The sequence below is a fragment of the Planococcus soli genome, from assembly GCF_016881065.1.
Taxonomy (GTDB): domain Bacteria; phylum Bacillota; class Bacilli; order Bacillales_A; family Planococcaceae; genus Planococcus; species Planococcus soli.
In genome coordinates, this window is sequence record NZ_WXYN01000003.1 from 47,506 (window position 1) to 67,387 (window position 19,882).

Annotated in this window: 18 protein-coding genes; 2 read left to right on the forward strand and 16 right to left on the reverse strand. The window is 46.6% G+C overall.

Annotated features, from left to right (window positions below; translation table 11 throughout):
- Positions 1–10 precede the first annotated feature (10 nt).
- The 3 genes from GJB59_RS00805 to GJB59_RS00815 form a co-directional block, all read right to left on the reverse strand.
- Positions 11–1,240, reverse strand: coding sequence for an aminopeptidase (locus GJB59_RS00805; RefSeq protein ID WP_142829861.1), 1,230 nt, complete (start codon positions 1,238–1,240; stop codon positions 11–13).
- Positions 1,237–2,397, reverse strand: a complete 1,161-nt coding sequence (locus tag GJB59_RS00810; RefSeq protein ID WP_142829863.1) for a DEAD/DEAH box helicase — start codon at positions 2,395–2,397, stop codon at positions 1,237–1,239. The genes GJB59_RS00805 and GJB59_RS00810 overlap by 4 nt, the downstream gene beginning before the upstream one ends.
- Positions 2,398–2,503: 106 nt before the next feature.
- A complete protein-coding gene (locus GJB59_RS00815) occupies positions 2,504–3,973 on the reverse strand; it encodes an MDR family MFS transporter (RefSeq protein ID WP_142829865.1) in 1,470 nt (489 codons plus the stop codon).
- 174 nt (positions 3,974–4,147) lie between these two features.
- Between GJB59_RS00815 and GJB59_RS00820 the strand changes: the two genes are divergently transcribed.
- Positions 4,148–5,008, forward strand: a complete 861-nt coding sequence (locus GJB59_RS00820; protein WP_142829867.1) for a TetR/AcrR family transcriptional regulator — start codon at positions 4,148–4,150, stop codon at positions 5,006–5,008.
- A 33-nt stretch (positions 5,009–5,041) separates the two neighbouring features.
- Here the strand turns inward: GJB59_RS00820 and GJB59_RS00825 are convergent, their stop codons facing one another.
- The 6 genes from GJB59_RS00825 to GJB59_RS00845 form a co-directional block, all read right to left on the reverse strand.
- Positions 5,042–6,490: an amidase family protein gene (locus GJB59_RS00825; protein WP_142829869.1), complete on the reverse strand. Its 1,449-nt coding sequence runs from the start codon at positions 6,488–6,490 to the stop codon at positions 5,042–5,044.
- Between the two features lie 44 nt (positions 6,491–6,534).
- Positions 6,535–6,693 carry a Fur-regulated basic protein FbpA gene (gene fbpA, locus GJB59_RS00830; protein ID WP_142829872.1) on the reverse strand — a complete coding sequence of 53 codons (159 nt, stop codon included), beginning with the start codon at positions 6,691–6,693 and terminating at the stop codon, positions 6,535–6,537.
- A gap of 146 nt (positions 6,694–6,839) precedes the next feature.
- Complete coding sequence (rlmD, locus tag GJB59_RS00835; RefSeq protein ID WP_142829874.1) at positions 6,840–8,201, reverse strand: 23S rRNA (uracil(1939)-C(5))-methyltransferase RlmD; 1,362 nt, start codon at positions 8,199–8,201, stop codon at positions 6,840–6,842.
- Positions 8,202–8,274: 73 nt separating this feature from the next.
- On the reverse strand, positions 8,275–8,385 hold the full coding sequence (cydS, locus tag GJB59_RS19365) for a cytochrome bd oxidase small subunit CydS family protein (RefSeq protein WP_407676716.1): 111 nt from the start codon (positions 8,383–8,385) through the stop codon (positions 8,275–8,277).
- Positions 8,386–8,399: 14 nt separating this feature from the next.
- Positions 8,400–9,428 carry a cytochrome d ubiquinol oxidase subunit II gene (locus GJB59_RS00840; RefSeq protein WP_142829876.1) on the reverse strand — a complete coding sequence of 343 codons (1,029 nt, stop codon included), beginning with the start codon at positions 9,426–9,428 and terminating at the stop codon, positions 8,400–8,402.
- Positions 9,425–10,771, reverse strand: coding sequence for a cytochrome ubiquinol oxidase subunit I (locus GJB59_RS00845; protein WP_142829879.1), 1,347 nt, complete (start codon positions 10,769–10,771; stop codon positions 9,425–9,427). The genes GJB59_RS00840 and GJB59_RS00845 overlap by 4 nt, the downstream gene beginning before the upstream one ends.
- A 203-nt stretch (positions 10,772–10,974) precedes the next feature.
- Between GJB59_RS00845 and GJB59_RS00850 the strand changes: the two genes are divergently transcribed.
- Positions 10,975–11,403 (forward strand): NUDIX hydrolase, encoded by a 429-nt coding sequence (locus GJB59_RS00850; protein WP_142829881.1) that lies wholly within the window; start codon positions 10,975–10,977, stop codon positions 11,401–11,403.
- 72 nt (positions 11,404–11,475) lie between these two features.
- Here GJB59_RS00850 and GJB59_RS00855 read toward each other — a convergent pair whose 3' ends face one another.
- The 7 genes from GJB59_RS00855 to ligA all read right to left on the reverse strand — a co-directional run bounded on the left by GJB59_RS00855 (position 11,476) and on the right by ligA (position 19,874).
- Positions 11,476–12,390 (reverse strand): diacylglycerol kinase, encoded by a 915-nt coding sequence (locus tag GJB59_RS00855; RefSeq protein WP_142829883.1) that lies wholly within the window; start codon positions 12,388–12,390, stop codon positions 11,476–11,478.
- Between the two features lie 104 nt (positions 12,391–12,494).
- Positions 12,495–13,055, reverse strand: a complete 561-nt coding sequence (locus GJB59_RS00860) for a thioredoxin family protein (protein WP_142829885.1) — start codon at positions 13,053–13,055, stop codon at positions 12,495–12,497.
- 361 nt (positions 13,056–13,416) lie between these two features.
- Positions 13,417–14,847, reverse strand: coding sequence for an Asp-tRNA(Asn)/Glu-tRNA(Gln) amidotransferase subunit GatB (gene gatB / locus GJB59_RS00865; RefSeq protein ID WP_142829888.1), 1,431 nt, complete (start codon positions 14,845–14,847; stop codon positions 13,417–13,419).
- Positions 14,844–16,274 (reverse strand): Asp-tRNA(Asn)/Glu-tRNA(Gln) amidotransferase subunit GatA, encoded by a 1,431-nt coding sequence (gatA, locus tag GJB59_RS00870; RefSeq protein ID WP_425325256.1) that lies wholly within the window; start codon positions 16,272–16,274, stop codon positions 14,844–14,846. The genes gatB and gatA overlap by 4 nt, the downstream gene beginning before the upstream one ends.
- Before the next feature lie 58 nt (positions 16,275–16,332).
- The gene (gene gatC, locus GJB59_RS00875; protein ID WP_142829892.1) at positions 16,333–16,623 is read right to left on the reverse strand and encodes an Asp-tRNA(Asn)/Glu-tRNA(Gln) amidotransferase subunit GatC; all 291 of its coding nucleotides are present in this window, start codon (positions 16,621–16,623) and stop codon (positions 16,333–16,335) included.
- 101 nt (positions 16,624–16,724) lie between these two features.
- Positions 16,725–17,855 (reverse strand): CamS family sex pheromone protein, encoded by a 1,131-nt coding sequence (locus tag GJB59_RS00880; protein WP_142829894.1) that lies wholly within the window; start codon positions 17,853–17,855, stop codon positions 16,725–16,727.
- A 12-nt stretch (positions 17,856–17,867) separates the two neighbouring features.
- Entirely contained in the window at positions 17,868–19,874 is a 2,007-nt protein-coding gene (gene ligA, locus GJB59_RS00885; RefSeq protein WP_142829896.1) for an NAD-dependent DNA ligase LigA, read from the reverse strand.
- Between the last annotated feature and the right edge of the window lie 8 nt (positions 19,875–19,882).

Sequence of the window (19,882 nt, forward strand, 5' to 3'; positions counted from 1 at the left end):
CGATCACCTCTTAGAATGCCCAGTTTCCATTTCGGAAGATGGGCTCTTTTGAACCATCTGCTGTAATGCCGTCAATATCCATGTTTTCGCTGCCTATCATGAAATCTTCATGGACAATTGAGGTATTCAAGCCGATAGCTGCCAGTTGTTTGCGCTCCAAATCGCGTGCCCCTTCATAGCAGGTTGGATAAGAATCCCCGATTGCCAAATGATTCGAAGCATTTTCATCGAATAGGGTATTGTAGAACAGTATGTTCGAATCAGAAATTGGCGAATGGAATGGCACTAATGCCACTTCCCCTAAATAAGCCGCTCCTTCATCTGCACTGATCATTTCGTCGAGTAATTCTTGTCCCGACTCTGCTTTTGCACCAACAATCTTTCCTTTTTCAAAAGTAAGCGTAAAGCCGTCAATGATATTCCCCTGATAAACCAAAGGCTTTGTATTGCGGACCGTGCCGTCTACTCCATGCTTTAACGGCACGGTATAGACTTCCTCCGTCGGCATATTGGCGATAAACGGATTGCCTTGAGGCGTTTTTGACGCGCCGGACATCCAAATATGCTTGTCTGGCAGCTCAATGGTCAGATCTGTTCCTGGTGCGCTGTAGTGCAATTTCACGTAGCGTTTGTTGTTTAATTGACTAGCCCGCTGCTCCAATAAAGCGATGTGGTTTTTCCAGGCCTCGACTGCATCCCCTTCGCCAATGCGGACGGTTTTAAAAATGGCTTGCCAAAGCGCATCCATTTGTTTTTCAGCTGATAAATCCGGAAAGACTTTTTGCGCCCACTTCGGCGATGGGATGGCTACGATCGACCATGCGATTTTATCTGTTCCCACTGCCTGGCGGTATCGTTCTAATGCTTTTCCGGCAGATTTTTGCGAATCAGCCAGTCGTTTCGCCGGAATACCTGTTAACAAATCTGGATCTTCCGCATCAATCCATAGGAAAGAACCGCCTGTATTGATCACTTCATCACGCTGGACGACAGACCATTCCGGGTATTCCTTGAAAGCATCCTCCGGCGCCAATTCAAAATGTGTCCGTGTCAGGACTGGATCTTCGTAGTTGACCTGGACTCGTTTGGCGCCTGCTTCATAGGCTTTTTTGACGACGATCCGTGTAAATTCCAGCGTATCGGTCGTGGTATTGATCACGACCAATTGCCCTTTTTGAACATTTAACCCCATAGAAACTGTCAAATCGGCATATTGTTCAAGTTTTTCTTGGAAATTCATCGTTTATTCCCCTTTGCCGCGATGGTTTTGCTGGAACCTTCTATCAGCTTTCCGCCATAGATTACTTTCTGGACAGGTTTGGAAGGCAGTTCTTTTGTGAACTTCTTATAATGGCGTTCATCGGAATATGCCAAGAGTGTCAGCACTTCGCCGTCTGCTCCGGCTCGTCCCGTTCTGCCAGAGCGATGCAAATACTGCTCGACCGTTTGCGGAACATCGACATGGATGACATGCGTTACTTGGTCAATATCCAATCCGCGCGCCGCTACTTCTGTCGCAATCAACACAGCCACTTCGCCTTTCCGGAAAGCATCCAATGCTTTTTTGCGTTCATCTTTTTTCATTTCGGAATGCAGGGTGACAATTTTCGCATCACGGAATTTTAATTTATTTTCCTTCATCAGCAATTGATCCAGGTTATTGACGAATGCCAATCCCTTCATGCCCGGGATATGCGAAATGCTGCGCAGCATTTCGGTCTTGTCGCGTTCATCCACTTTGATAAATGAATGCGTCACTTTGCCGAACATCGGCAGATCCTCCGCAGTTACCTGCAGGCGTGTCGGATGCTGCATCAAACGTTCCGCCACCAACTCGATTTCTTCAGTGATCGTAGCTGACACCAAGACCAATTGACGGTCGTGCTGCGTTTTTTCAATCAAGTCTTTCATAATGCCGCGGTGTTCACGCGCCATCAGCTGATCGCCTTCATCCAATACCAAAATCCGGATTTCGTGCATTTTCAGCTTTTTGGTTTTCACCAATTCATTTAGACGTCCTGGCGTACCTACAACAATGGTCGGTTTTTTCTTGAGCGTATCCAATTGCCGCTGGATGTTCGCTCCGCCGATCAATTGCGTCACCGTGACATCTGTTCCTTCTGTCCACTCACGCAATACATTGACGATCTGCATCGACAATTCCTGGGACGGAGCTACAATCATTGCTTGAATTGCCTTTTTTTCAGGGTTGACCCGCTGCAATATTGGCAGAACATATGCCAAAGTTTTGCCTGATCCCGTTGGAGATTCTGCAACGATATCATTGCCTGCCAGCATCTCTGGAATCATCTGTTCCTGAATTGGCATTAACGCATCAAATCCAGCCTTTTCCCATTTTTCTTGCCACAATGGGCTTAATTCATTTATAAAAGTCATTTGCGATTCCACCTTTTTTTCAATGCTTTTAGTGTACCATATTAGCTGTTTTAACGCCTTTTTTGGCATGCAAAAAGCCAGCCTGTTTAGGGGCTGGCCTCCTGGATTATTCAGTTGCTTCTTGTTGTCTATAAACAATCTCTTTCTCTGTTTCAGTTACCGGCCGTACCGGTTTTTTAATGAAGAAAGCCAGGATCAATGCTACCAACGCTATAAACGTCGAGACGAAAAAGGCGAAGTTAATGCCGTCAAGCATGGCAATGTTCATGATGCTTTCAGGAGCAACCCCTTCTGCTGCCAGGGTTTGTGCTGTGGAATCCGTACGTGTGTTCATGATGGTGATGAGAAAGGCAGATCCAACCGCACCCGCTACTTGCTGCAACGTGTTGTTGATTGCCGTTCCATGTGGATAAGATTTCATCGGCAACGTGTTCAAGCCGTTCGTCATGACCGGCATCATCACCATCGAAATGCCGAACATCCGCAATGTGTACATCAGCATGATGCTGATATAGCTGGAATCCAAGCTTAACTGGCTGAACATATACGTCGTGATCACAACAATGGCCAAACCAGGTATGGCAAGCACTTTAGCGCCAAACCGGTCGAACAGCCGTCCGGTAATCGGAGACATAAAGCCCATGGCCAACGCGCCGGGCAGCATCAATAATCCCGAGTCGATTGGCGATATGCCTTTAATGGTCTGAATATAAATTGGCATCAGGATCATTGCCGAGAACATCGACATGGATAATGCAATTGAGATTGCTGATGACAAAGCGAACATCGGGTATTTGTAAATTCGGATTTCCAATAAAGGTTCATCCAGTTTCAACTGGCGGAAGCCGAAAACAATCAGTGAAATAATACCGATTGCAATGGTCACCACAACTACCGGATCGGTCCAGCCCATCGTCCCGGCAGAGCTAAATCCATACAGCACTCCCCCGAAACCTAAACTAGAAAGTGCCAGCGAAGCTTTATCAAGCGATATCTCCCTGTTCTGGAATGTTAAATTCTTTAATTTGAAAATCCCTAAAGCAAGCGGAACCAAAGCGACCGGCAAGACAATCCAGAAAAGCACTCGCCACGAGTAATGCTCTACGATAAATCCGGATAGCGTCGGTCCGATTGCAGGTGCAACAACCATGACCAATCCGAACACGCCCATCGCAGATCCGCGTTTTTCAACTGGAAAAGCAGCCAGCATGACATTCATCAATAATGGCATCATCAATGCTGCACCGGCAGCTTGAATCATTCTGCCCACTAGCAGGATGCTGAATACAGGCGCTACTGCCGCCAATAATGTTCCGAGCGCAAACAGCGACATCGCGACTATAAAAATTGAACGGTTCGAATAGCGCTGAATGAAAAAAGCACTGGCCGGAATCAAAATCCCGTTGACCAGCATATATCCTGTCACAAGCCATTGCGCCGTAGAAGCGTCGATATTCAAGTCCAGCATGATTTCAGGCAGTGCAATGTTTAGTAAGGTCTGATTAAAGATGGCTACGAATGCGCCGGTAAAGAGAATGGCAATGATGCCATAAGGTGTTTTTTTCTGTTCTTTCATATTGATACTTCCTCCGTAAATGGTACTCTATATTTTTTTCTGTTTCTCCATTTCATCATTCTATACCTGCTGTATATTTATTTCAAGTATTTCGTTATGAATATTTCAAAACCTTGATATGAAAGTGTTTTCAAGTTATAATGAAAATAGACTAACGGTATAAAGGTGAGGTAAATGAACCCTAAAAAACAACAGATCCTAAATGCAGCCTATGATCTTTTCATCAATAAAGGCTATAACTCTTCCTCCATTCAGGACATTCTGGACGAAGCCAAAGTTTCAAAAGGAACGTTTTACAATTATTTCGGATCCAAATCGGAATGCCTCATGGCAATCATGGAATCCATTGGCAGTGAAATCCGGCAGCGGCGGATGGCAGCAGCAGTCGGCATGTCTGCAAATGATCCAGAGGTATTGGCAGAACAACTGTATATCCGCATTAAGCTGAACCTTGAAAAAAACCTTTTTGCGCTTTATGAAAGCATTTTCTATTCACAGGATCCGGAATTAAAATCCTTTTCCGTCAAACAGTACTCACTCGAAATGGAATGGATTTCTTCACGAATCGTTGATGTTTTCGGCAAAGAAGCAGCGCCCTATGCATTGGAAAATGCGGCATTCGTCCACGGTTATGTCCAACAGCTTATTCACTTGTGGCGCCTTGTTTCTGTCGATAATTTGCCGGCAGATAAACTTTCTTCTTTCGTCATCCGCCGACTGCAGGCGACCATCGCCCTTCAAATAGCCGCAAAAGATACTTTTTTTGGCAATTTAAAACTGCCGCTTGCCGCTTCTGCTGACGACGTCACTTTAGAAGAGCTCGCTCCCTTGCTGGAAAAGTATGCCCAAAAGCTAAAAGACCAGGACAACATAAAACAGCTCGCGCAATTTCTGGCAGCAGAGCTGGCAGCGGAAACTCCCAGAAAAGTATTGATTGAAAGTGTTCTCACTACGCTTGCCAATGATAACCGGATTGAATCTGAGCTGTCGATTATGATTGAACAGGTTTGGAAGCATTTAGCTGACATTGCATAAAAAAGAGCGAAGCCATTGAGGCTTCGCTCTTTTTTATGGTTTGCGCCGTCCTTTGACAGCTTGTTCGAATGCATAGGCATATTCGATCAACGACGGCTCGGTAAACGCCAGGCCTGAAAATGTGAGGCCAAAAGGCTCGCCCTTTTCACAATATCCAAATGGCACGGTAATCGATGGGAACCCGGCGGATGCACCGATATTGCAGCCATAATCCTGTGGCAGTACCAAAGCGTCTACTCCAATTGTTTTTAACACTTTCTTCATCCCCGGCTCTGCAGCTAAAAAGCGGTTGCGTTCAAGTGCTTCCACGTATTCCCGCTCTGTCAGCATGCCCGTCATGCCATTCGCTTGCTCCAGCATATTTTGACCATACTTCAGCATTTTTTCCGGGTGTTTATTATTAAATGCGATGACATCCTCCATGGAACGGATCGGCTGGTTCGGATTGGACTTTGCCAAATAGGCGTTAAGGTTTGCCTTGAACTCATGCTGCAGCACCGCAAATCCCAAATCTTCCTGCTCAACACCTAAATCGATCCCATCAATAATTTCCGCACCATTGGCGCGCAGTGCTTCCAGTGCCTTTTCAAACAGCACGGCCTGTTCATCGTTGATTTTTTTGAATAACCCTCTTGCTACTCCCAGCTTCGCACCTTGCAGACCATCTTTTTTCAGGTGCTGCTTCCAGTTATAGTCTTCGAACGGTGCTGCAAAAGTTGTAATGGGGTCTTCCGGGTCGCAACCGACAATGACCTCAAAAAGAGCCACAGCATCAGCAACGGTTCGTGCTAAAGACCCCGGCACATCCTGCGTGTGTGACAGCGGAATGATTCCTGTCCTGCTGGCCATGCCGACTGTAGGTTTAATGCCAACCAAACTGTTTTGTGCGGCGGGGTTTATAATCGATCCGGAGGTTTCCGTTCCGATCGCTCCTGCTGCCAAATTCGAAGCAACAGCAGCTGCCGAACCAGAACTCGAACCGCCAACATCAAAATCACCAAAAGGATTTTTTACTTGCCCCCCTCTGGAGCTATAGCCATTGATCATTTTATCCGACATGAAGTTGGCCCACTCCGTCATATTGGTTTTCCCCAAAATCACAGCACCTGCCTGGCGCAGCTTTTCTGCCACTTTGGCGTCACGCAGTGCATAATGGTCCTTCATTGCAAGAGATCCCGCACTCGTATGCATCTTATCCCCAGTATCTATATTGTCCTTCAGCAAGATTGGAATGCCATGAAGCCTTGACCGCGGACCGGTTTGGCGGCGTTCAAAGTCAAGTGCCTGCGCAATCAATAACGCATCTGGATTCAACTCAAGTACAGCGTGTGTATGTTGGCCACGCAATGAGATATTTTCTTTATACATCAGCACCAGTTCTTCGGAAGTCAAGTTGCCTTGGTCCATCTCTTCCTGCATATCCGCTATTGTCATTTCGTCGAGCCGCTCAAGGCGATACTCTTCCAACTTTTTATTGTGCATGGTTTTTCCTCCCATTCAATATAAGCCATTGAAAAAAGCCGGAGTCAGCCGGCTTGATTAGTATCTGTATAGGTTTTCATTAATTCATAAAGTGAAGTTTCATATAATTGGCGCCCATTTATCTTAAATACGTTCTGTTCAACCAATCCTTGTATGATGGTTTCACGTTTATCTGTAAACTTTGATTCGGGTATGCGTTCCATTGATCCGTTCTCTCCTTCAAGAAGTATTCCCTTTTCTTTACCCTGTAGGCTGTTCAGTTAAAACCCTCATTTGATCAAAATTGCACTTATTAACCGGAAATAATAAAACAACCCGATCAGCATGGATCACTGATCGGATTGTTGCATTATGCCAGCTCCAGCCAAGCCACCGCTTCACAATGCGTGGATTGCGGGAACATATCAACTGGCTGTACTTCTTTCGTGCGATAGCCGCCGTCTTCGAGTATGCGCAAATCACGCGCCAAGGTTGCCGGGTTGCAAGACACATAAACCACACGCGTCGGGCGCTGCTTGAGGATGGTCCTCAGCAATTGTTCATCACAGCCTTTTCTTGGAGGATCAACGACCAATACATCAGCTTTCTTGCCTTCTTTATACCAGCGCGGTATGACCTGTTCAGCCGGACCCGCCTCGAACAGCGTATTGGCTAATCCATTCAGCTCGGCGTTGCGCTTTGCATCTTCTATCGCCTGCGGGACAATTTCGACCCCCATGACAAATTTAGCACGCTGGGCCAGAAATAAAGAAATTGTTCCGATGCCGCAATATGCATCGATTACGGTTTCATTGCCGGTCAACTGGGCATATTGGAGCGCTTGGCCATACAAGACTTCTGTCTGTTCGGGATTGATCTGATAAAAAGAACGGGCGGATATTTCAAAACGGACATCCCCGATTTGGTCTTCTATCACGTCTTTGCCCCATAGCGTCAAAGTCTCATCACCAAAAATAACATTCGTTTTTTCACTGTTGATGTTCTGGACAATTGATGTCACTTCCGGCACGGTCGCTTGGATCAACTCAATCGCCTGCGCCGCCTGCGAGAATTTCTTTTTCTTAGTCACGAGTACTACCATAATTTCTCCGGTCGCCCGGGCTTTTCGGACAACCACATGGCGCAGCATGCCCCGGTGCGTCGCCTCTTCATAGGGTTCGATCCCGAGTTCAGCCAAATTCTTTTTCAGCGACACCATAATGGCGTCCGCTTCTGGCGTCTGGATAAGACAGATGTCTGTGTCTGCAATGTCATGCGATCTCGGCTGATAAAATCCGGCCACCACTTTGCCATTTTGTGTACCAAATGGAATCTGGGATTTATTGCGGTAGCGCCATGGATCTTCCATGCCTTTCACTGGATGAACCGGTACGTCCGGCAGCTTGCCGATTCGGGTAATGGCATCGCGCACCAACTTCTGCTTGAACGTCATCTGTCCTTCATAAGACAGGTGCTGTATTTGGCAGCCTCCGCACGTATCGAATACCGGACATGGAGCTTCGACACGAAAAGGTGAAGCCTGCTGTATTTCAATTAGCTTCGCAAAGCCATAAGATTTTAAGGTCTTTAATACATGCACCAACACATCTTCACCCGGCAAGGCGCCTGGGATGAACAGCGGGTATCCGTCTACTTTCGCTACGCCTGCACCGTCATGCGTCAAGTCTTCTACATGGACCGTTATCTGGTCATTTTTATTTACTGGTTTCAAAAATATTCACTCCATTTCACATCTAACTATCATACAACAAAAAAACGCGGCAGGCAAAAGCCTGCACGCGCTCTTAGTCCCGGTCTTTCGTAACGGGACCGTCTTTCAGTGAGAACCAGAAACCAAAAATGATGGCACCAAACAAAACTAAAAATGGTGCATAAAATATCATGAAATCCTGCATGGATAATGCCTCCTCTATGCGTGGTAATCCGATTTTCCTTCGATGTAATCTTTATCGAACAAGAACAGACGGAACAATAAGTACAGCGATGGCAGCAACAGGCAAAGTCCAGCGATAAACGCAATGATCAATGCAATCGCCATGGCTTCATTCGTAAAGCTGTCATAGATCGTCAAATACGGATACAGCAAATACGGATAGTGCGACGCCCCATATGCGAAAAATGCGGTAAAGAACTGCCCCATCAACAAAATGAAAGCCCAGCCGTAATGGCGTTTTTTCCAGATCAGGTAGACCGTTCCCGCAAACAGCAGGAATGATACAGCAAATACCCACCATAAGTCGAGAATGCGAGCGAAATGCTCAGGGTTGTGGCCGCGCAGTTCATATATAATCCCGGTTGCTGTGATAATGGCAGGCGCAGCCCAAACCAGCGCATATTTGCGCATTAAATCAGTGGCTTTGGCATCGCCCGCTTTTGAAGAATACCAGGTCAAAAACACAGCTGAAATATACAGGACTGCCGTTAAGCTCAGGACCACAATACTCCACATCAACGGGCTGGTGAACAGTGCCCAATAGTCCAGATAAGGCTGGCCGTTCTCCATTTGGATAAAGCCGCCTTCTGACATAGCCAGCACCGGCGACAAGGCAGCCGGCAGCAACAGTCCAGACAGGCCGTACATATAAATATAGCCTCTATGATTGATTTTAGCCCCGTAAGTCGCAAACGCGTAATAAGAACCGCGGATTGCCAACAGGATCAGCGCCAGACTGGCTGGAACCAACAAGGTCGTGCCGTAGTAAAAAGCGGTTTGCGGGAAAAATCCAATGATCCCGACAAAGAAGAATACAAAAAACACGTTGGTGACTTCCCAGACCGGCGACAAGTAACGCTGGATGACCCCTGTCAAAATGTGCTGCTTGCCGACAAAAGAGCTATAGGCATTAAAGAAGCCGGCGCCGAAATCGATCGACGCCACGATGACATACAGATACAGAAACAGCCAAAGAACGGATATGCCAACAATTTCTAATGTCATTCTTCTTCACCGCCTTTGGCATTTTCACGTGCTGCCAACTCTTTTTCAACCGGATTGCGCTTGTACATGCGGGTTAATACGACAGCTGTACCAATACCGAGAATAATATACAGACCAGCAAACAACACAATCATGAGATCTACGTTTCCGCTGGTGGTTGCTCCTTCACTTACCCTCATATGGCCTCTGAGAATCCATGGCTGGCGTCCAACTTCCGTGAACCACCATCCTGCCTCAATGGCGATGAGCGCCAATGGCCCTCCCGCCACTGTGAGCCAGCGGAACCATCTTGTCCGGATGAACGACCAATTGCGGAAAGCGGCAACGACATAGACAAAGGAGAAGAATGCCAGCCACATGCCGATGGTGACCATCGTATCAAAAAGATAATGGATCCACAGCGGCGGCCTTTCATCTTCCGGGAATTCATTGAGCCCGGTAACTTCAGCAAACGGGTTGCTGTGTGCCAGAATACTCAACGCATAAGGAATCCGGATGGCATACTTTACTTCTTCGCCGTCCAAAATTCCGAACATGACCAAACCTGCATCTTCTTCTGTTTCAAAATGCCACTCAGCCGCAGCCAGTTTTTCCGGCTGGTACTCTGCAAGATACTTACCGGAGAAATCTCCGATTAAGGCTGTCGCAATGGCAAACACCAGTCCCAGTTTCATGGTCAGGAATAAAGCTTTCTTATGGTAAATATGGTTGGAGCCGCCCAGCATGCGCAGCGCTGCAATGGATGCCAGCACGAAAGCGCTGGTCATAAATGCCGTGGCCATAACGTGCGCCACTTTAGTCGGCACTGCCGGACTGAACATAGCCAAGAGCGGGCTGACATTGACCATTTCGCCATTCAGTATTTCAAAGCCCTGCGGCTGGTTCATAAAGGCATTGACGATGGTAATGAATACGGACGACGCTGCTGCCCCCAGTGCAACCGGAATCAGCAACAGAAAATGCTTCCGCTGGTCTTCAAAACGATCCCATGTGTAAAGATAAATCCCCAGGAAGATAGCTTCGAAGAAAAATGCGAAAACTTCCATAAACAACGGCAAGGCAATTACATTTCCGGCCAATTGCATAAAGTTCGGCCATAACAATGACAACTGCAAGCCGATCGCCGTACCGGTTACAACACCTACGGCAACCGTAATAACAAATCCTCTGGCCCAACGGCGAGCCAGCAAAATATAATGATCATCTTTTTTCTTAATACCCACCCATTGGGCAATCATAATCATGAGAGGGACACCTACGCCGATCGTTGCGTATAGAATATGGAATGATAAAGTCAATAACGTTAGAATGCGACTCAGAAAAGCCGGATCTTGAAATTCCAATCTACTCGTCTCCTTTTTTTAAGCGTGTGATTCACTGCAACTCTTGTTCTTATTGTACATCAAACCCACTTTCCAAAACGCTTCCCAAGCCTTGTTTTTATACCAAACTTTGAATAAGCTGTGACAGTGTTAAAGGAAAAAGAATTGAAATTTTTCTCAATTTTTAGTATTCTATATAGAATAAAGAAAAAGGGTGAGGCATCATGAGAACAAAACGGAAAGTATTTGCGTATATTACAAGAGGCGAAGAAGAAAATCGTGAACTGCTTGTATTCGAGTACAAAGGTGAACCGGAAGTTGGCCTGCAAGTACCCGGTGGGACGATTGAAGACGACGAGCTGTTAATCGATGCTTTGTACAGAGAAGTTAAAGAAGAAACAGGATTGCCCCGCGAAGTAATCGATTTTGTCGGCAAAATCCACAAGTACACGTATTATCCGGAACATCAGGATAAAGCCTACGAACGGAACATTTTTCATTTTGAATACACCGGTGATCCGATCGAACAGTTTGAACACACTATCGCAAGCCACGGCCGCGATAATGGCTTAACACTGCTATTCCGTTGGGAACCGATCAAAAATCTGCCGCAGCTGGCAGAAGAGCAAGACACAGCAATCGAACTTCTTTAAGCATTGGGGACAATAGGAGCTGTCAATGCAAATAAAAAGCTGGAAAACGGAGCGACTCCGTTTTCCAGCTTTTTATTTGCGGTCTTTTTCATTTAAAGAATCAATCGGCACATACATTTCTATATGGCCAGCTAAGTTTTCGAACACTGCCGGCAGCAGTCCACCATACTCACCGTCCAAATTCAACAGTACCCGCTCTTCAGTAGTTACCGTAATTTTACTGGCCTTTGCATAAATTACATGCGGATCCGACAGATGCTCCCCGCGCAATGCTAAAGAAGCCACGCGGATAAACTCTGCCATATTAAGCTCTTTCAAGATCAATAACGTGAATTTGCCATCATTGATGCTGGCATCCGGTGCCAATTTTTCGAAGCCCCCAACGGAGTTCGTCAATCCGATCAAAAACATCATCGCACTGTCATCGAAAACCTGTCCGTCGTATTCAATCCGGACACGTGAGGAACGGATCGAAGGAATCATTTCAATGCCTTTCAAATAATAGGCCATTTGGCCAAGCACTGTTTTCAATTTACTCGGCACCTCGTAGGTCAACTCAGTAAGCCTGCCTCCGCCAGCAATATTGATGAAATAGCGGTCATCGTTCATCAGACCGATATCCACAGGGATTGACTCCCCTTTCAAGATGATGTCTACTGCCTTCGTAATATCACGAGGAATATGGACGGCACGGGCAAAATCATTGGTCGTCCCCATCGGAATAAGGCCGACTTTAGGACGATTCTCAAATTTAGCGATGCCTGAAACAACTTCATTTAATGTGCCGTCTCCACCAACAGCGATTACCAAATCAAACTTTCGCTCAACAGCAAATGTAGCCGCTTGAATTGCGTCGCCCTCACAAGTGGTCGCATGGCAAGATGTTTCGTAGCCAGCCTTTTCCATTTTCTCTAAAACTTCAGGCAGGTGTTTCCGGAATAGCTCACGGCCGGAAGTCGGGTTATAAATAATGCGTGCACGTTTCATCAGATTCAGCCTTTCTGGACTTTCTGTAAAAAATAAGAAAACACGATTTCCATTCAGAAACTTGGCAGTGTGCCCCAGTTTCCCTTATGGATAAATCATCCTCTTTATTTTAACGCTTTTTCAAATGCCTGGCGCAAATCTTCAAAGACAATTTGCCAAAAATCTTCCTTATAAACAAAGCCGTCCGAAATCTCCCCGATCACGGTTTTTACGTGAAGATCGTATTGCGGATCCCCTTTTTCGGGAAGCACTGATTTTTTCTCATCGACAAACTCCTGGACTTTAGGCGCTCTTGGCCCCCAATCTCCAAGAACAGTGCCTTCTGCTGACAGGATGATGTACTTAGGAATTGAACGTCCATTGTTTGTTAAGTAACGGTCCATCAATTCCAGGTTTTCATCGCGGTATACGCAACGGACTTCTAAACCAGCCGCATCTGTTATTTTTCGCAGGATGGCATTATTCATCATGGCATCGCCGCACCAATCTTCGGTAATGACCAAGATATGAGGTTTTTTTTCTTTCAGCAAAGCCATGAATTCCGGATCTTCCGGAATCTTGAACTTTTCATAGATGCTGTAGGACTTTTGCTGGTTCGACTCCATTTGCGCCATATAACTCTCTAAAGTAATACCATTATCAAAATACTGCTGCTCCGTCATCATACAATCACGTCTCCCTTTTCCTGCATTGCCGCTAACTCGGACTTTCACTCCCAACTCGGAAGTTTTTTGTTCTTTTTATATTCCATTAAACTGTCATGCAGCCGTTGGGTAATAAAGCACATTCCATCAGCCAGAACTTGTCTTTATTACCAGTTTACTGTTCTGCGGCAAAGTCTTCAAGGCTGAGATGCAGTTAGCATGTTTTACAGCGTTAATTGAAATGGAAAAAGATGACCATCGCAGTAAAGACGCCTCTAGTCGATGCTTGGTTCCCGACAACGCAATAACACGCTCACTGTATACAATCACAAAAAAGGATGGCCCATAACGGACCATCCTTTTGCCTATCTATAACTTCTTTTTATCTTTTTGCAATTTCTTCAAGAAGAATTTTATTGAGCAGTGGCGGATTCGCCTGTCCTTTTGTTTGCTTCATGATCTGCCCGACAAGGAATCCGATTGCGCGGTCTTTGCCGTTTTTAAAATCTTCGATCGATTGAGGGTTGCTGTCGAGTGCCGTTGTGACAAATTCACGCAATGTGTTTTCGTCCGAAATCTGGACAAGCCCTTTCGCTTTGACGATGTCGTTCGCGTCGCCGCCTTTTTCGATCAATTCCTTGAAGACTTTCTTGGCGATTTTAGATGAAATCGTACCATCCGTGATCAGTTTGATCATGCCAGCCAAACCTTCAGGAGTCAATGCTGTATCTTCCAGCTCTTTTTGCTCAGCGTTCAGATAAGCCGATACTTCCCCCATCAGCCAGTTGGATGCCAATTTCGCATCAGCCCCGGCAGTTACCGTCGCTTCAAAGAAGTCGGAAATCGGTTTCGCCAGTGTCAGTACCATGGCATCATAAGAAGACATACCAAGTTCCGATACGTAGCGCGCTTTGCGGGCATCCGGCAATTCCGGAATTTCAGCACGGACACGCTCCAACCAAGCATCGTCGATGACAATGTCGACTAGATCCGGTTCCGGGAAGTAACGGTAATCGTCAGATCCTTCTTTGATGCGCATCAATAAGGTTTTCCCAGTCGATTCGTCATAGCGGCGTGTTTCCTGCTCGATGATTCCACCTGCAAGCAGCACCTGCTCCTGGCGAACCTGTTCATGCTCAATGCCTTTGCGGACAAAGTTGAATGAATTCAAGTTCTTCAATTCTGTCTTCGTACCAAATTCATCCTGGCCGAATGGGCGAAGCGAGATGTTTGCGTCGCAGCGCAATGATCCTTCTTCCATGCGTACATCAGAAACACCCGTGTATTGAATGATCGCTTTGATTTTTTCCAGGTAAGCATAAGCCTCATCAGCTGTACGGATATCCGGCTCTGAAACGATTTCAATTAACGGCGTGCCTTGGCGGTTAAAGTCGACCAATGAATGGCCATTGCCAGTGTGTGTCAGTTTCCCAGCATCTTCTTCCATATGAAGACGCGTAATGCCGATGCGTTTCTTCTCGCCTTTTACTTCGATTTCAATCCAGCCATGCTCACCGATCGGCTGATCAAATTGGGAAATCTGATAAGCTTTCGGATTGTCTGGGTAGAAATAGTTTTTGCGGTCGAACTTGGTGTGGCGGGTAATTTCGCAGTTTAATGCCAGTGCCGCTTTCATTGCCCAATCTACTGCACGCTTGTTGACTACCGGCAAAACGCCCGGATAGCCGAGGTCGACGACATTCGTATTGGTGTTTGGTTCAGCACCAAAATGAGCAGGCGCTGGAGAAAACATTTTCGAATCTGTTTTTAATTCAACGTGGACTTCAAGCCCGATGATCGTTTCGAAATTCATTGTGCTGCTCCCTCCCAAGTTTGAGGAGTTTTTTTATGGAAATCAGTTGCTTGTTCAAATACATCAGCAACACGGTATACCGTTTCTTCGTCAAAATATTTCCCGATAATCTGCAGCCCTAATGGCAAACCATTTTCAAATCCACATGGGATTGAAATTGCCGGCACGCCTGCAAGGTTGACTGGAATCGTCAAAATGTCATTGGCGTACATCGTCAATGGATCATCGATGATTTCACCGATTTTGAATGCCGGTGTCGGCGTTGTTGGGCCAATGATGACATCGTATTTTTCAAAAGCATCGTCAAAGTCTTTTTTGATCAAAGTACGGACTTTTTGTGCTTTCTTGTAATAAGCATCGTAATATCCTGAGCTCAGTGCGTAAGTGCCAAGCATTATGCGGCGCTTGACTTCGTCGCCAAATCCTTCAGAACGGGTATTCATGTAGAACTCAAGAAGGTTTCCGGCTTTCTCGGTACGGTAGCCATAACGGATTCCGTCAAAGCGGGAAAGGTTGGAAGATGCTTCAGACGAAGCCAACAAATAATAAGTAGCCAATGCGTATTTTGAGTGCGGCAGGGAGATTTCTTCGCAGATTGCGCCTCGCTCTTCCAGCACTTTCAATGCATCATGGACAGCTTGTTTTGCTGCTTCACCGACGCCTTCAGCAAAATATTCTTTTGGAACACCGATGCGTAAGCCCGTAATGTCGCCTGTCAATGCAGCAGCGAAATCCGGTACTTCCACGTTGGCAGAAGTAGAATCTTTATCGTCATGCCCGGAAATGGCATTCAGCAGCAATGCATTGTCTTTTACCGTTCTTGTGATTGGCCCAATTTGGTCCAATGAAGAAGCGTATGCAATCAGGCCGAAACGGGAAACCCGTCCGTAAGTCGGCTTCATTCCGACTACGCCGCAGAAAGCTGCAGGCTGGCGAATCGATCCGCCGGTATCCGAGCCCAACGTGAATGGCACTTCTCCTGCTGCAACTGCAGCAGCAGAACCGCCTGAAGAACCGCCAGGAACGGTTTCAAGATTCCATGGATTTTTAGTTTTTTTGTAATACGAGTTTTCATTGGAAGAACCCATTGCGAATTCATCCATGTTCAATTTGCCGACTGTTACCATTCCCGCTTCTTTTAACTTTTCCACCACAGTGGCATTGTAAATCGGGTTAAAGCCCTCAAGGATCCGGCTCGAAGCCGTTGTTTCCAGGCCTTCAGTTACGATATTGTCTTTTACTCCGATTGGCAAACCGAACAAAGGTCCGCGTTCAGCAAACGGTACTCCATCCATTTCTTTCGCCTGCTGTGTTGCGCGGTCTTTATTCAATGCCAGAAAAGCATCCACTTTCGGCTCGAGGGCCTCGATACGGTCAAACGCTTTTTCGGTCAATTCAGCAATCGTTGTTTCTTTTGTATGTATCATTTCCTGCAATTGTGCAGCTGTTTTATCCACCAATGACATCTATGGTTCCTCCTTCCGGTTACTCTAAGATTGTTGGGACTTTTACTTGTCCGCCTTCGTGCTCTTTTACGTTTTTCAAAACCAAGTCGCGGTCCAGTCCAGGAATGGATTTGTCTTCACGCAATACATTGACCATTTGCAAAACATGAGTGGTCGGCTCAACATTTTCTGTATCCAGTTCGTTTAGCAATTCCATTGCATTCGTAATTGCTTCCAACTGGTCTGCAAAATGTTCCGCTTCTTCATCAGTAATTGCCAATCTCGCCAAATGAGCGACTTCGATCACTTCTTCTTTAGTCATTTTCGCCATTTTTATACACCTCCGGATTCAGTAAACATACGCTATATCATAACATTTTTCTAAAAAAATGAATAGGGACAGCCGCATGGCCATCCCCGTTTTCATGCAATTTATTCATAAATGTGAACAAATGGTTCGGTTTCCCCTGCTTTTCGCAACACCAATGCTTCAGGGCCGTTGGTGGAGGTCACACTGACTTCCACCAATACATTTTCAGGGAAATGTTCGCCGACAAGCCCCGTTACATATTGCGTAAATCCGATTACTTCGGCTGCCCCGTAAAACTGAATCGGAATTTCAATCTTCAGTTCCTTTAATTCATTTTCCTGATAAAATCCTGTGCCGATCACACTGGTAAAATTGGAAAAGTAAATTTCAACATCCTGTTTGAAGTTGCGGAATGCCGTATCAATATCCCGGTAGCGTTCATCTGTACCTGCCGTCGGGAATAGCACGTAGGCTTCATTCACTGCCGTCCAATTTGCAACGGCTTCTTGGCCGCCTGGAGCTGCCCCGTACGAGAAGTAAGTTCCGGGCACCATTGCATTGCGGGAATTTTGTTCGAAGAGCCCTACAACAATCGGCACATCGCCCAGCCCTTCTTTTTCACGCAGTCGCTTGACGATTTCATCCGCCATCCGCTTGCCTTCTTTTTCAATCTGGTCCCGTGGAATTTCTTCTTCATAGGAGATTCCATCTTCTGAACTGTAATACACCGAATTCAACGCCAAGCCGACTGAAATTCCACCCAGCCGAATTGTCTCTTCATCAGTCTTCACTAAATAGTTCTGTTCAATGACATGGGCCAGTATTTCAGCGGGTGCGCGATCGCCTGCCTCTTTTTGTGCTGCAGTTCGTTCATCAGCCGCATTCAAACCAGCCGGATTGTCATTGCTGACCCGCTGCAGCCAGGCAGTTACGTCTTCATCCGTTATTTTTTGGCCTTCCTGGAAATAATAATCATCAGGAGAAAATTGCTTTTGGGACAACCGCAGCAAGCCGTTTTCGGTCTCGGTAATATCATAGCGGGAGTTTAGGCGATTGACGATTTTCCCTCTAGTGGCACTTTCTTTATATGGCAGAAGTGTACGGTAAAACTGATCATCCAGCTGCATGCTCGGAATGATTGCCGTCTCTACTTCCTCTTCTTCATTTATCACTTCCGTTTCTTCATCGGTCCCGGAAGGAACACATCCCGTTAACAGCAACAAGCTGATTGGAATCCACCATATGCGTTTCATGTTAAAATCCCCTTATTTATTTAATTCCTCAACGAGACGTTCTTCGTCCCATATGTCCACCTTCAGCTCAAGTGCCTTGTCGAGCTTGGAACCTGCTTCTTCGCCGGCAATCAGCAAGTCGGTCTTTTTGCTGACGCTTCCGGACAGTTTGCCGCCAAGCGCTTCGATTTGTGCGCTGGCTTCCTGCCGGGTCAGTTGCTCCAGCTTGCCGGTCAATACGATTTTTTTGCCTGCGAATGCATTGGCTCCTGCTTCCACGCGGATCCGTGTGCCGGTGTATGTTAAGTTGACGTCAGCCTCACGCAAACGTTCCATCAATGCCCGAACTTCTTCATTATCAAAATAAGCAACAACGGAATCGGCCATTTTCTCGCCAATTTCGTGGATTTCAACCAGTTCTTCTTTTGATGCTCTCATGAGCTGCTCCATTGTACCGAAATGCTCGGACAAAATACGTGCACCTCTTTCACCTACATGGCGGATGCCAAGGCCGAACAGCAGTTTCTCCATCGAATTGCTTCTCGAAGCATCAATCGCCGAAATCAGGTTGGAAGCCGATTTGTCGCCCATGCGGTCCAGTTCGAGCAGCTGTTCTTTGGTCAACTTATAAATATCGGAAATGTCCCTGATCAGGCCTTCCCGGTATAATTGCTCAATTACTTTTTCGCCCAGACCGTCAATATTCATGGCATTTCGGGATACAAAATGAATCAGCCCTTCAGTGATTTGTGCGGGGCATTGCGGATTGACGCAGCGAAGAGCGACTTCCCCTTCGATGCGGACAAGCTCGCTGTTGCAAGCCGGACAGTGGGTCGGCATCTCGAAAGGCAGCTCATCCCCTGTCCGTTGTTCAACGATGGCCGAAACCACTTCCGGAATGATGTCTCCCGCTTTTCGGATAATGACTTTGTCGCCGATGCGAATATCCTTTTCCTTAATCAAATCTTCGTTATGCAAAGAAGCCCGTTGGACAGTCGTGCCTGCGACAGAAACCGGATCCAGTATAGCGGTCGGAGTGACCACACCAGTCCGGCCAACGCTCAATTCAATGTTGCGGACCGTAGTCATCACTTCTTCGGCAGGGAATTTGTAGGCAGTGGCCCATTTCGGGCTTTTTGCTGTGAAGCCAAGATCCTGCTGGTGAAGAAAGCGATTGACTTTGATGACGATGCCGTCAATTTCATAGGAGAGCTTCGTGCGGTTTTCTGTCCACTTCTCGATATAGGCCAGAACTTCTTCAACACTTGTACAAACTTTTCTCTCTTCGTTGGTCTTAAATCCAAGCTCCGACAGGTAACCCAGCGATTCATCATGTTCAGAAAGATTGTAAGTTTCTCCGTCTCCGCCAATTCCGTAGATGAAGACATCCAGATTGCGGCTCGCCGCAATTTTCGGATCCAATTGGCGCAGCGATCCGGCAGCGGCATTGCGTGGATTGGCAAATAGTTCCTCACCCCGCTCGCCCCGTTGTTCGTTCAAGGCCAGAAAAGATTTTTTCGGCATGAAGACTTCGCCGCGCACCTCAAGTGTAGCCGGCTGTTTTAATTTCAGCGGAATCGACTGGATTGTCCGCAGGTTGACCGTAATATCTTCACCGATGCGTCCGTCTCCACGCGTGGCGCCTCTGACAAATTTCCCGTCTTCATACATAAGCGACACTGCAAGACCATCAATTTTCAACTCACAGACATATTCAATCCCGTCGCCTGCGCCGCTGCGAACCCGTTTGTCGAATTCGCGCAGATCTTCTTCACCAAAGACATTCGACAAGCTGAGCATCGGCCGTTCATGTGTCACTTTGGCAACATTCGAAATCGGTGTTCCGCCGACGCGCTGGGTCGGAGAATCCGGAAAAACCAAATCAGGATAAAGTGTTTCCAAGTCGATCAATTCATTCAGCATTTGATCGTAGATGGCATCCGGAACAGCCGGCTTATCCAAAACATAATAAGCATGGCCGTAGTTCCGAAGCAGTTCGTTCAATTCATTTACGCGTTCTTCCGCTTTTATGCGATCCATACGATTTC